At 29.4% G+C, this 12,334-nt stretch carries 11 protein-coding genes and 1 pseudogene; 3 read left to right on the forward strand and 9 right to left on the reverse strand.

Features of this window, described 5'->3' with window-relative positions; all coding sequences use genetic code 11:
* Nucleotides 1–9: 9 nt before the first annotated feature.
* The 3 genes and pseudogenes from L8W57_RS00115 to ppk2 form a co-directional block, all read right to left on the reverse strand.
* Nucleotides 10–429, reverse strand: a pseudogene (locus L8W57_RS00115) (polyphosphate kinase 2); the annotation flags it as partial.
* Nucleotides 430–495: 66 nt separating this feature from the next.
* The gene (locus tag L8W57_RS00120; RefSeq protein ID WP_263661786.1) at nucleotides 496–1,278 is read right to left on the reverse strand and encodes an amino acid ABC transporter permease; all 783 of its coding nucleotides are present in this window, start codon (nucleotides 1,276–1,278) and stop codon (nucleotides 496–498) included.
* A gap of 9 nt (nucleotides 1,279–1,287) precedes the next feature.
* Nucleotides 1,288–2,115, reverse strand: a complete 828-nt coding sequence (gene ppk2, locus L8W57_RS00125) for a polyphosphate kinase 2 (protein ID WP_133318830.1) — start codon at nucleotides 2,113–2,115, stop codon at nucleotides 1,288–1,290.
* Nucleotides 2,116–2,207: 92 nt separating this feature from the next.
* Here ppk2 and dsbD point away from each other — a divergent pair, with 92 nt between their 5' ends.
* Complete coding sequence (dsbD, locus tag L8W57_RS00130; RefSeq protein ID WP_263661787.1) at nucleotides 2,208–3,899, forward strand: protein-disulfide reductase DsbD; 1,692 nt, start codon at nucleotides 2,208–2,210, stop codon at nucleotides 3,897–3,899.
* 22 nt (nucleotides 3,900–3,921) lie between these two features.
* Here the strand turns inward: dsbD and L8W57_RS00135 are convergent, their stop codons facing one another.
* Nucleotides 3,922–5,097 carry an NAD(P)/FAD-dependent oxidoreductase gene (locus L8W57_RS00135; protein WP_263661788.1) on the reverse strand — a complete coding sequence of 392 codons (1,176 nt, stop codon included), beginning with the start codon at nucleotides 5,095–5,097 and terminating at the stop codon, nucleotides 3,922–3,924.
* Nucleotides 5,098–5,199: 102 nt separating this feature from the next.
* Here L8W57_RS00135 and L8W57_RS00140 point away from each other — a divergent pair, with 102 nt between their 5' ends.
* Entirely contained in the window at nucleotides 5,200–6,564 is a 1,365-nt protein-coding gene (locus L8W57_RS00140) for a sodium-dependent transporter (RefSeq protein WP_263661789.1), read from the forward strand.
* On the opposite strand, the gene L8W57_RS00145 is transcribed toward L8W57_RS00140, so the two are convergent.
* The 5 genes from L8W57_RS00145 to L8W57_RS00165 form a co-directional block, all read right to left on the reverse strand.
* Nucleotides 6,535–7,419, reverse strand: a complete 885-nt coding sequence (locus tag L8W57_RS00145) for a 1-aminocyclopropane-1-carboxylate deaminase/D-cysteine desulfhydrase (protein ID WP_263661790.1) — start codon at nucleotides 7,417–7,419, stop codon at nucleotides 6,535–6,537. The two genes, L8W57_RS00140 and L8W57_RS00145, sit on opposite strands and share 30 nt — an antisense overlap.
* Nucleotides 7,406–8,356, reverse strand: coding sequence for an OmpA family protein (locus L8W57_RS00150; RefSeq protein ID WP_263660064.1), 951 nt, complete (start codon nucleotides 8,354–8,356; stop codon nucleotides 7,406–7,408). The genes L8W57_RS00145 and L8W57_RS00150 overlap by 14 nt, the downstream gene beginning before the upstream one ends.
* Complete coding sequence (locus L8W57_RS00155; protein ID WP_039626332.1) at nucleotides 8,343–9,674, reverse strand: MotA/TolQ/ExbB proton channel family protein; 1,332 nt, start codon at nucleotides 9,672–9,674, stop codon at nucleotides 8,343–8,345. The genes L8W57_RS00150 and L8W57_RS00155 overlap by 14 nt, the downstream gene beginning before the upstream one ends.
* A gap of 75 nt (nucleotides 9,675–9,749) precedes the next feature.
* On the reverse strand, nucleotides 9,750–10,814 hold the full coding sequence (fbaA, locus tag L8W57_RS00160) for a class II fructose-bisphosphate aldolase (RefSeq protein ID WP_133318824.1): 1,065 nt from the start codon (nucleotides 10,812–10,814) through the stop codon (nucleotides 9,750–9,752).
* Nucleotides 10,814–11,629, reverse strand: a complete 816-nt coding sequence (locus tag L8W57_RS00165) for a peptidylprolyl isomerase (protein WP_133318823.1) — start codon at nucleotides 11,627–11,629, stop codon at nucleotides 10,814–10,816. Before L8W57_RS00165 ends, fbaA begins: the two co-directional genes overlap by 1 nt.
* 78 nt (nucleotides 11,630–11,707) lie before the next feature.
* Between L8W57_RS00165 and nth the strand changes: the two genes are divergently transcribed.
* Nucleotides 11,708–12,331 carry an endonuclease III gene (nth, locus tag L8W57_RS00170; RefSeq protein WP_263661791.1) on the forward strand — a complete coding sequence of 208 codons (624 nt, stop codon included), beginning with the start codon at nucleotides 11,708–11,710 and terminating at the stop codon, nucleotides 12,329–12,331.
* Nucleotides 12,332–12,334: the final 3 nt, after the last annotated feature.

The following is a 12,334-nucleotide window of genomic DNA, read 5'->3' on the forward strand; positions in this document are numbered from 1 at the left end:
TTCTAGCCTTTATTTTTTATCAAATTTTTTAAGTTTTTCATCATTTAAACTAAGTTCCATCTTACGAATTTCTTCCTCACCGCTACGGACTAATTTTTTATCATATTTAAAATACTTATTTTTAATTTTATTTGGATATTCTAAAGAATTAAGTAGATATTTAAATAAATTTATCCTTGCTTTCTTTTTACTATCTGAATTAATGATCACCCAAGGACATTTTGGTGTATTAGAAGCTAAAAGCATAGAATATTTTGCTAGAGTGTATTTATCCCATAATTCTTGTGATTTTTCATCAACAACAGAAAGTTTGTATTGTTTTAGCGGATCTGTTCTCCTTTGCTCAAAACGCCTTTTTTGCTCTTGTTTGGAAAAAGAAGAGCTCAATGAGTTTATTTTAAAATTTAAAAAAAATGGTCTTTTTGATAAGCTAAGTCAAAAATATCTCAAAGATATGCAAGAAGTTTTCAAAGAACAAAAGCTTGAGTTTTTCTTTTAAGAAAAACTCTTTTCAAGCTTTCTTGAAAACATAGAAATAGGTAAAGTTAAAACCAAATAACAAAGCGCTAAGGGAATATAAATTTCTAAAGTAGAAAAGGTAAAAGCATTAATTTCTTGAGCATTTTGAGTTAATTCTGAAATAGCTATAACGCTTAAAAGAGAGCTATCTTTGATCAAATTACTAAGTTGTCCACTTAGTGGTGCTAAGATATTTTTTAAAGCTTGAGGAAAAATCACACTTTTATAAATTTCAAACTCACTCAAACCTAAAGCCTTAGCACTTTCATATTGCATTTTATCAACACTTAAAATCCCTGCTCTAAATATTTCACAAATATAAGCACTAGCAAATAAAGCTAAAATCAAAACTCCACAAACATAGCGATTATCAAGCCCCAAGTTATCTGCAAAAATATAATAAATCAATAAAATTTGCACTAGCAAAGGTGTGCCTCTAATAAGCTCTATAAAAACTCTTGCAAACATATTAAAAAGCACGATTTTACAAAGACTCATATAACACAAAATCAAAGCAAAAATCACACCTACAATCAAAGACAAAACACTAATAAAAAAACTCGTAAAAAAACCTTGTATCATTTTGTTTTTATACTCATAAATTGCCATAAAATCAAAATTATAACTAGCACTTAAAAAAGATAAATAAAAAAATAAAAACAATAAAAATGCTAGCAAAAAGGCATTAATAGCAAACACCTTTGGACTGATTTTTTTATGCTCATTAAATTTATTACGCACTATAAAAAGATGATTCAATTCTAGCCTTTATTTTTTATCAAATTTTTTAAGTTTTTCATCATTTAAACTAAGTTCCATCTTACGAATTTCTTCCTCACCGCTACGGACTAATTTTTTATCATATTTAAAATACTTATTTTTAATTTTATTTGGATATTCTAAAGAATTAAGTAGATATTTAAATAAATTTATCCTTGCTTTCTTTTTACTATCTGAATTAATGATCACCCAAGGACATTTTGGTGTATTAGAAGCTAAAAGCATAGAATATTTTGCTAGAGTGTATTTATCCCATAATTCTTGTGATTTTTCATCAACAACAGAAAGTTTGTATTGTTTTAGCGGATCTGTTCTCCTTTGCTCAAAACGCCTTTTTTGCTCTTGTTTGGAAACTGAAAAATAAAATTTAAAAAACAAAATTCCACTATCAAGTAGCATTTCTTCAAAAGAAGACACCTCACGCAAGAATTTTTTATGCTCATTTGGAGTACAAAAACCCATCACAGGTTCCACTCCCGCTCTATTATACCAAGATCTATCAAAAATTACTATCTCTCCTGCTGCAGGCAAATGTGTCACATAACGCTGAAAATACCACTGAGTTCTTTCCACATCACTTGGTTTTTCAAGTGCTACCACACGACAACCTCTAGGATTTAAATGTTCAATTAATCTTTTAATAGCACCACCTTTTCCTGCTGCATCACGCCCTTCAATTAAAATCAAAACTTTTAATCCTTTATCTTTGACATGATTTTGAAATTTTAAAAGCTCAATTTGTAATCTTCTAAGTTCGCTTTCATACTCAAGTGTTGATTTTTTCACTTTAATAAGAGTAAATTTATCCTTATCCATAACAAACTCCTTAATTTAGGATAATTATTAACTTAAATTTACCACAAATAAGTAAAATAAAACAAATTTAATTTTCAATTTCAAGGAGAAAAATGCGTTTTTTAGCGGTATTTTTTATTTTTTTAAATTTAGCTTTTGCTAACAATGGAGTATTATCACTTAATGAAGCCTTTAAACTCAATACTCACAGCAATAATCAAGGAATTTTTTTAAAAATCAATCTTGCAGATAGAATTTATCTTTATAAAGATCAAATCAAAGTAGAATTAGACTCTAATGATATTACTTCTTTATTAAATTTCCCACAAACTCAAACTAGAGAAAATAAAGAAGTAATTTTTAGCCAACTTGAACTTTTCATACCTCAATTATTATTAGATGATTTTATTAAAAATAACAAAGCAAAACTTTCCCTAGCTTATCAAGGTTGTTCAGAAGAAGGTTTATGCTATCGTCCTGTATATGTAAATTATGAGCTTAATAAACAAAATGGAATTTATGCTATAAAATCAACTAAAGATCAATTTAAAAAGCAAAACGAAGATGAGCAAATTGCTAATGATTTAAGCACACAAAATATATTTATCACACTTTTGACTTTCTTTGGTTATGGCTTATTACTAGCATTTACTCCTTGCATTTTACCAATGATACCTATTCTTTCTTCATTAATTGCAATGAAGCTCAAAGACAAACCATCTAAAAAACATAGCTTTTATTTATCTTTTATCTATGTCTTTTTTATGTCTTTAGCTTATGCTATAGCAGGTGCTTTAGTAGGCCTTGCAGGGGCTAATGTACAAGGTTTATTACAACAACCTTGGATTATCATTACTTTTGCAGGCATTTTTGTATTACTTTCACTTTCTATGTTTGGACTTTATGAATTACAATTACCGCTTAAATTTCAAAATTTTATCAATAAAAAAATAGAAGGTAAAAATGGAGTTTTTGGTATAGCTATCATGGGCTTTTTATCAGCTCTTATTGTAGGACCTTGCGTGGCTGCACCTTTAGCAGGAGCTTTGCTTTATATTACTAATAGTGGTGATGTATTTTTGGGAGGACTTTCTTTATTTGTGATGAGTTTTGGTATGGGCATGCCTTTACTCTTAATAGGTCTTGGAGGAAATCTTTTAAAAAGTGGGGCTTGGATGCTTAAGATAAAGATTTTCTTTGGTTTTATCATGCTCATTATGGCAGTTTGGATGCTAGAAAGAATACTTAGTGCAAATATCATTTTGATACTTTATGGAATTATAGGGGTATTTTTTGCTAGTTTTATGGGTTTATTTGATGAAGCTAAAACTAATTTTGACAAATTTAAAAAAGCGAGTATGATTTTAGTTTTAACTTACAGTTTAAGCCTAATTTTAGGTGGTTCAATGGGTTCAAAAAGCTTACTAAAACCTCTTGAGTTTAACCTTGCCTCAAAAGAAAATAGTCCTAGTTTAAGTTTTAAAACCATTAAAAATTTAAAAGAACTTAAGCAAGAATTACAAAATTCTACCAAACCTATTATGCTTGAATTTACAGCCGCTTGGTGTGAAAACTGCAAGCTCTTAGAAGAATATACTTTTACAGATGCTAAAGTACAAAATTTACTTGCTAATTACACACTTTTAAAAGCAGATGTAACACATAATAGCCAAGAAGATTTAGCTCTTATGAAAGAATTTGGAGTTTTTGGGCCTCCTGTGATGATATTTTTTAACAAAAGCGAGGAAAAAGGACGCATTATAGGCTATGTAGATGCAAATGAATTTTTAAATAGAGTTCCTTAAAGGACTCTATTTAAAATTAATTTTATTTCAAAAAACCTTTCAATCCTTCAAGCTGATATTGCCATAGTTTTTCTATAAAAATTTTAAGTTTTATTGCCAAAAGACCACTAATTGGTTTATGTAAAACCGTGCCAACTGCATAATCTTTTCCGATTGAACAAACGGTATTTCCACTCACAAAAGAAAATTCTTGTTTAAATTCTTTCTCATCAATCATAGCCATTAAAGCTTTAGCCACATAAGCTCCTTCTCTTAATGCAAGCTGGGCTGTTGGAGGATATGGAGTGTTAGTTTTAGGGTTTTTAAATAAACTATTATCGCCTATAAAAAAGTATTTTGATGAATTTTCAACATTTAATGGATGCATAAAAACATCTACTTCTATACGCGATCTTGTGCTTGGAAAATCTGAGCTATTTTCTATAACACTATTACCTCTAACTCCTGCAGTCCAAATGATAGTATTAGCTTTAATAAATTCTCCCCCATCAAGCCTTATGCCATTTTTTTCACATTCTATAATTTTAGATTTTTCATATACTTTCACACCAAGTGCTTCTAGCCTTTGCCTTGCTTTTAAAGCCAAACTTTTATCAAACATAGGTAAAATTTGATCCATAGCTTCAATAATAGAGAGTTCTAATTTCTCATAAGCAATTTGCTCTTTTTGACAAAATATTTTAAGCTCTTTAGCTAAAGAAGCTACAAATTCAACCCCACTTAAACCCCCACCACAAACTGCGATTTTTAAATCATCTTCATTTTGGGTGGTTTTATAATTTTTTATTTTCTCATATATTATTTCATTAATTTTTAAAGCATTTTCATAATTATCTATACTCAAAGCATATTCTTGCATGCCTTTAATACCAAAAGTTTCTTTGGCAAAACCAAGCCCACATACTAAAATATCAAAGTCAAATTCATTATTTTTAGTAAAAACTTTGTCTTTAGAAATTTTTAAAACTTCATCTTGGATAAAGTTGATTTTTGGATTTAATAAAGGCAAAAGATCATATTTTGAACTATAAATATCTTCATTGGAAGCTACTTTGTGTAGTAAAATAGTATGATAATGATAAGAATTGTTATTAATCAAACTCACTTGTGCTTTTTCAAAAAACTCATCAGGTAAGGCTTTTATAGCCGATAAAGTAGCATATCCTGCACCTAAAAACAAAATTTTCTTTTTTTGCATGGATTTTCCTTTAATTTGATAAAAAAATAAATAAAAATTTGGCATAATGGTATTATTTTTTATCTTAAAATATTTTTTATTTAAATTTAGCAAGGAAAAAGCATGCAAAGACAAACTTGGAGCAATACGCTAACTTATATCCTTACAGTAGCAGGAGCGACTATTGGCTTTGGAGCCACTTGGCGTTTTCCATATTTAGTGGGTGAAAATGGAGGTGGTGCTTATGTTTTGGCCTTTTGTATAGCTATGATTTTTATAGGAATTCCTGTGATTTTGGTCGAAAATGTCATAGGAAGACGCAGAATGCTAAATTCAGTCGATGCTTTTGGCGGAAAAACAAGCGATGGAGTTAAAATATCTAATTCTTGGCAAGGTGTTGGCTATATGGGACTTTTAGGTAGTTTTGGAATCATGGCTTATTATATGGTAATAGGCGGATGGGTTTTAGCTTATATTTTTAAAATTATCATAGGCGATTTTAATCTTTCAAGTCCCATTAACGCTCAATATACAAGCGAATTTTATAGCTCTACTATAGAAAATAATCCTTTATTAATAGGAATTTTTACTACTATATTTGTGATAATTAATTGGATTATCTTAAAAAAAGGTGTGATTGATGGCATAGAAAAGTCAGTAAAATACCTTATGCCATTTTTGTTTATCTGCCTTTTGGTTGTTGTTGCACGCAATTTAACTCTTGAAGGAGCAAGCGAGGGTGTGAAATTTTACCTTACTCCTGATCTTTCTAAAATCACTCCCAAATTGTTTATAGATGTTTTAGGGCAAGTATTTTTTGCCTTATCTTTGGGTTTTGGTGTAATGATAACCTTATCATCTCACCTTAAGAAAAATGAGAATTTAATCAAAACTTCTGTTTATACAGGAATTTTAAACACTCTCATAGCAGTGCTTGCTGGATTTATGATTTTCCCAGCTTTATTTAGCGTAGGTTTAACCCCTGATAGTGGGCCATCTTTGGTTTTTAAAACCCTACCTGTTGCATTTTCACATATACCTTTTGGAAGTATAATTTGCGTGTTTTTCTTTTTACTTTTAATCATCGCTGCACTTACTACAAGCTTGCCAATTTATCAAGTAATCATTAGTGTTTTGGAGGAAAAATTTAAACTAGCTAAAAATACTGCTATCAATCTAACACTTGGAAGTATTTTTGTTTTGGGAAATTTACCATGCATACTTACTTATGGTCCTTTAAGAGATATTACTATCATCAAGGGAAAAAATATTTTTGATAGCTTTGATTTTATTAGTGGAAATATATTCTTTGTTTTAACCGCATTTTTTTGTTGTATTTATGTAGGTTGGGTGCTTAAAAAAGATGCTATTTATGAACTTTCCAATCAAAATATCCTAAAAGGAAGTATTTTTAAACTATGGTATTATTATGTTAAATTTATTATACCTTTGATTATTTTAGTGATTTTTTATTTTGGAATTTTTTAATTTATACTCATAACGCTTTAACATGCTTATATTTCCTTCAAGGCCTCCTTGATGGATATATAAGATTTTTCTACCAAATTGCTCTTTATGAGCTAATAAAGTTTTAAAACCCACCATATCATAAAGCAAATCAAACTCCACTCCACATTCTTTTTTTAAATCCTTATAAAGCTCATAAAATTCTAAATAAGGCTTAGCAAAATGATATTTTTTAGGTGAATTTAATATGGTTAAATTACCAAAATCATAATTTGGCTCTAAGCTTAAAATTTGCTCTTTTAAATATGCACTATCGCCCACACAAGCACATGTAAAAACTTTAAATTTACTATGTTTAGCCAAAAAAGCCGCAGAAGTTCCTGTACCTGAAGGTAAAAAAATACTTACATTTTCATTTAACTGCTCACTAAGCTCTAAGGCTAGTTGCTGGTATCCAAATTCAGCTTCTTTTATAGCCACACCCTCTTCTATAAAAATATCATCATCTTTTTTCAAGGCTAAAGCTTGCAGTCTTCTTGTGGGATAGTTTATATTTTCTATCAACTTCACATTGTGTTTTAATGCAAATTCTAAATTTCCATGGGGATTTTCTTTTAAAAAAGAACTCATTTTTTCACAAACAAAAATGAGCAAAAAATCATTTTCGTAACAAAACTTAGCTAAAGCAACTAAAGCATTACTTTGAGAGGAGCCAAAAGAAATAAATCTTTGTCCTTTTTTAAATAAATGTTTATTTTTTTCAAAAAAGGCTAGTTTTCTAGCCTTATTTCCATTAATATAACCTAGTAAATCATCTCTTTTGAGTAAAAATTCAAAATCTTTGTATTTTAAAACATCAATTCTACTTGCTATCAAGGTATTTTTCAACCTTTTCTAAAGCATTATTTGTATTGATATTAAACTTAATCTCTATTCTACGACTTGCCTCTTTGTCTTCTTTACCATCTTTCATAATCACATCAGAATAAGATCTACCACTTGCCATTAAAAGTTTTTGCAATCTTGGATCTTTGTAAAATGAGTGTATAAAACTCATCACAGCATAAGCTCTTTTTTGTGATAAATCAAGATTATATATATAAGAGCCTGCACTATCCGTATGCCCTTCTATGACTATATTTTCTATACTATTTAAGATATTTTCATCTTTTAAGATATTGTCAAAATACTGTGTTAAAATTGCCTTTAAATTCTCTTTTGCTTGAGCTTTTAGAGTAAAAGAATTTGTATCAAAAAGCACTTCAGAAGGTAAAACTATCGCGCCTGTATTAGAATCTAGAGTAATATTAGTATCAAATTTTGCTTGAAGATTTTTGATGGTATTTTCTTTGATTAATCCTAGTTCTTTGATTTTGCTTTTCGCCTCATCAAAATTACGCTCTAATTCTTTGATTTCCTCATCTTTTTTATTTAATCTTTCAAGTAAAGCAAAAATTTGCTGATCTTTTTCATCTAAACTTGAATTTAAATCTTGATTAAGTTTAGTAATATTAGCTTCTAAAGCTTGTTTTTGCTTGTTGATATTATCAAGTGTACTTGAGGTATTACTTAATTTTTGGCTAAGACTTTTTAAAATATCTTCTTTTTGGTTTAATTCTTCTTTATTCTCTCTTAAGCGTTCTTCTTGTTTTTGTAAATTTTCTTTTATGATTTGTAAATCACTTTGAGTTAAAACATACTTAACAACTATAGCTCCAATAAGCAAAATAAATATAAAAAGCAAGCCCGCCATTAAATCTGCATAAGCTATCCAAAAATTATTTTCTTCATTGTTAGAATTATTTTTTATCATCTATTTTTTCATCTTCTTTTTGATTTTCAAGCTTTGCAATAACTTGTGTGGTTTGCTCATCTAATTCTTTGCTTTCTTCTTTAAATTCTTGCATTAGTGAAATTTTTTCGTCAATATTTTTTTCATCTTCATAAGCTTCTTTAAAAGTATGCATACCCTCTATAATACTTGCCCTAAAGCCTTCAAAAAGCTTAGTTTGATTATCAAGCATAAGATTTTGATATTTTTCAATATTATTTGAAAAATTATTTACCTTTTCATCTAAAGCACTCACACTTTTATCTAAATGCACAATCTTATCTGAACTCACATCTAAAAGTCTATTATATTGCTCTGAAATTCTTAAAGTTAAATCTTTTATGTTTGAATTTAACATATTTACCGCATTTGCAATCTCGCTATAAGTTTTAACAATATCTTTTTGCTCTCTTTGGGTTTTAGATAAATCACTCATAGTTTGTTTTACATGCTCACTGCTTAATCTTACAGCTTTTTCTTCAGCATTTACAAGTTCTTGAAAAACTTTAAATTTTCTATCTATTGTATTATCTAGTTCTTTAAAAAATTCCTCATTGCTTACATGTTCAAAAATCGTGCCTATTTTTTCAAAATGTTGCAAACTTTCTTGAAGGTATTTTCTATCAATTTCTTCTTTAGACCAGAAAAAATCGCTTGTTGCATTTTTTTGACGATTTAGAAGTTTTTGGAATTTACTACTACCGTATTTTTCAAAAAATATCCACCAAAGTGCTAAGAAAATTCCATAAATTGATACATAAAAGGCTGTTCCTACTCCATTTAATAAAACTGAAATTTCTTGTTCTAAGCCTGCTGTGTCGCTTGAATTAAAATTTGGCATAGACATGGCTATACTTATAAAAGTTCCTAAAATACCAAGCATAGGAAAAATAGCTGCACCCACAGAAGCAAAATTTTCATTTCTCAAATCTTTCACATAAGCATATGCAAAATCATCAAAGCTAGCATTTGACTTTGTTTCTTTACCTATAACTAAAAAATGTTTCATAATATAGCGTTTTAATATCAGCTTAAACTCATCTTTTTGTTGCTCAAAAATACTTGAAGCATAATCAGCACTATGTCTAGCAAAGATCAAAGCCACTAAAAAGATAATCCCTATCATTACAACACTATGTAATTCTACTTTAAAATCAATCTTTCCAAAATACCCTAAAAGCACTAAAATATACAATATAGCAGGGATAAAAATAATCTTTAAATAAGCAACAATTCCTGTGCTACCTTTTCCTTCAGGTAATACAAGATCAGAAAAATCATCAGTTGTTTTAACTTCCATTTTATAAACCTTTGTTAATTTTACTCTAAAAATTTAAAATCTTCACAGGAAAATCAACTAAGAGTTATAAAACTCTTAGTTTCTATCGATACAATTTAAATCGCTAAAAGCACATTCTAAGCGTTTGATCATACTCTCTTCGCCCGCTCTAAGCCATACTCTTGGATCATAATATTTTTTATTTGGCTTATCTTCTCCATCTGGATTACCAATTTGGCCTTGCAAATAAGCTTTATTTTTAAGCTCATACTCTCTAACACCATCCCAAAAAGCCCATTGTGTATCTGTATCAATATTCATCTTAATTACACCATAGCTAAGTGCTGCTTTGATATCCTCTATATCGCTACCACTGCCACCATGGAAAACAAAATTGATTGGTTTATCTTCACCAAGATTGAATTTTTCTTTTACATAATTTTGAGAGTTTTTAAGAATTTCAGGTCTTAAAATCACATTTCCTGGTTTATATACTCCATGTACATTACCAAAACTAGCTGCAATTGAAAATCTATCACTAATTTTAGAAAGTCTCTCATAAGCTAATGCTACATCTTCAGGCTGAGTGTATAATTTTGCATTATCAATATTAGTATTATCCACTCCATCTTCTTCACCACCCGTACATCCTAGCTCAAGCTCTAAAGAAATTCCAAGCTCAGACATTTGTTTTAAATAATTCTCACAAGTGCCTAGATTACTTTCTAAATCCTCTTCACTTAAATCAATCATATGAGAGCTAAACAAAGGCTTACCTGTTTCTTTTTTAAACTCAATATTTGCTTCAATCAAAGCATCAATCCAAGGAAGTAATTTTCTAGCAGCATGATCTGTGTGTAAAATTACTGGAACTCCATAAGCTTTTGCCATTAAATGCACATGTCTTGCACCACTTATAGCACCAAGCACATCAGCTTTTGGACAAGCTTTTCCTGCTACAAATTTAGCTCCACCATTTGAAAATTGAATAATCACAGGTGAATTAACTTTTTTAGCACTTTCTAAAACCGCATTAATAGAATTTGTCCCCACGACATTTACCGCAGGGATAGCAAATCCTTCTTTTTTTGCATAATTATATACGGTATTTAGATCATCGCCACTTAAAACACCTGGTTTGACAAGATCTAATACACCCATTATTTATATTCCACTTTTGCTTTTTGACGAAGCTCTTGAGCTTTTTTATTCATAAGTTCTTTAAATTCTTCCATTTTGATATTGCTTTCAATACCTGCTTTTACTTCATTATAACTCATAGTACTTTTCGCTCTAGCATCTTCTTTTAAAATAATATGATATCCAAAATCACTTTTTACTGGTGTTTTAGAAATAGTACCTTTTTTCATAGAAAAAGCTGCATCAGCAAATGGTTTTACCATAGTTGATTCAGCAAACCATCCAAGATCACCGCCTTGAGCCGAAGAACCTTTGTCGATTGATTTTTCTTTTGCAAGTTGAGCAAATTTATCATTTAAAGCTTTTCCACTTAACTTACTAAGCTCGGCAATAATATCTTTAGCTTCTTTTTCACTAGTTACCAAAATATGCTTAGCTTTTACTTGAGCTGGTTTAGTAAATTTATCTTTATTTGCTTCATAGTATTTTTTAGCCTTAGCATCATCATTTTTGATAGAATCAAAAATTTTCTTTTGATAGATATTTACCATGATAGCTTCTTTAGCACGCTCTAATTCTTCTTTATATGAAGGATCATTTTCTATTTTTTGAGCTTTAGCGTCTTTTAATACAAGTTGTTGGATGATATATTGATCAATGATTGCTTTTTTTTGTTCAGCTGGTAAGTCAGTGATTTTAGCACCTCTTAACATAGGAGCAAAAAACTCATTTACTTCTGTATCGCTAATATTGTTTCCATCAAGGGTGGCAACCACCGCAGCATTTAAACTCAAACCTGTTAATAAAGCCGCAGCAACTAAAGAAATTTTTTTCATTGTTTTTCCTTTGAAATAGTTTTGTTGATTTTATTATATCTAAACTTTATTTAAAGCCGATTAACATACAATAAGTTTATGAAAAGAAATTTAGAAATTAAAGAATTATTTTTAAAACATTTTGGACAAGCAAAAACAGAATTAGTTTTTAGTAATGCTTATGAACTTATAGTTTGTGTTATGCTTTCAGCTCAATGTACTGATAAAAGGGTTAATCTCATCACACCTGCTTTATTTAAAGCTTACCCTAGTGTGCAAGATTTAGCTAAGGCAAATTTATCTTCTTTAAAACTTTTGATTAATTCTTGCTCATTTTATAATAATAAAGCACAAAATTTAATCAAAATGGCTCAAGCAGTTTGCGAGCAATTTAATGGTGAAATTCCAATGGACGAGCAAGATTTGAAAACTCTAGCAGGTGTAGGACAAAAAACTGCACATGTAGTGATGATAGAATGGTGCGGGGCTAATTGCATGGCTATAGATACCCATGTATTTAGAGTTTCGCATAGACTTAATCTTAGCAAAGCCAAAACTCCTGAAGAAACCGAAAAAGACTTAACTAAAATTTTTAAAGATAATCTAAACTATCTTCATCAAGCTATGGTGCTTTTTGGGCGTTATACATGTAAAGCTAAAAATCCTTTATGCAAAGAGTGCTTTTTAAATCATTTATGCAAAAGTAAAGATAAGAAAATTTAATCT

This window comes from Campylobacter sp. IFREMER_LSEM_CL1890 (genome assembly GCF_025772045.1).
In the GTDB taxonomy this organism is placed as follows: domain Bacteria; phylum Campylobacterota; class Campylobacteria; order Campylobacterales; family Campylobacteraceae; genus Campylobacter_D; species Campylobacter_D lari_D.

What these genes read in the sequence shown, in the direction of transcription:
- ppk2 (WP_133318830.1), bottom strand. Translation starts at nt 2,115, where the DNA reads ATGGATAAGGATAAATTTACTCTTATTAAAGTGAAAAAATCAACACTT.
- dsbD (WP_263661787.1), top strand. Translation starts at nt 2,208, where the DNA reads ATGCGTTTTTTAGCGGTATTTTTTATTTTTTTAAATTTAGCTTTTGCT.
- L8W57_RS00135 (WP_263661788.1), bottom strand. Translation starts at nt 5,097, where the DNA reads ATGCAAAAAAAGAAAATTTTGTTTTTAGGTGCAGGATATGCTACTTTA.
- L8W57_RS00140 (WP_263661789.1), top strand. Translation starts at nt 5,200, where the DNA reads ATGCAAAGACAAACTTGGAGCAATACGCTAACTTATATCCTTACAGTA.
- L8W57_RS00150 (WP_263660064.1), bottom strand. Translation starts at nt 8,356, where the DNA reads ATGATAAAAAATAATTCTAACAATGAAGAAAATAATTTTTGGATAGCT.
- L8W57_RS00155 (WP_039626332.1), bottom strand. Translation starts at nt 9,674, where the DNA reads ATGGAAGTTAAAACAACTGATGATTTTTCTGATCTTGTATTACCTGAA.
- fbaA (WP_133318824.1), bottom strand. Translation starts at nt 10,814, where the DNA reads ATGGGTGTATTAGATCTTGTCAAACCAGGTGTTTTAAGTGGCGATGAT.
- L8W57_RS00165 (WP_133318823.1), bottom strand. Translation starts at nt 11,629, where the DNA reads ATGAAAAAAATTTCTTTAGTTGCTGCGGCTTTATTAACAGGTTTGAGT.
- nth (WP_263661791.1), top strand. Translation starts at nt 11,708, where the DNA reads ATGAAAAGAAATTTAGAAATTAAAGAATTATTTTTAAAACATTTTGGA.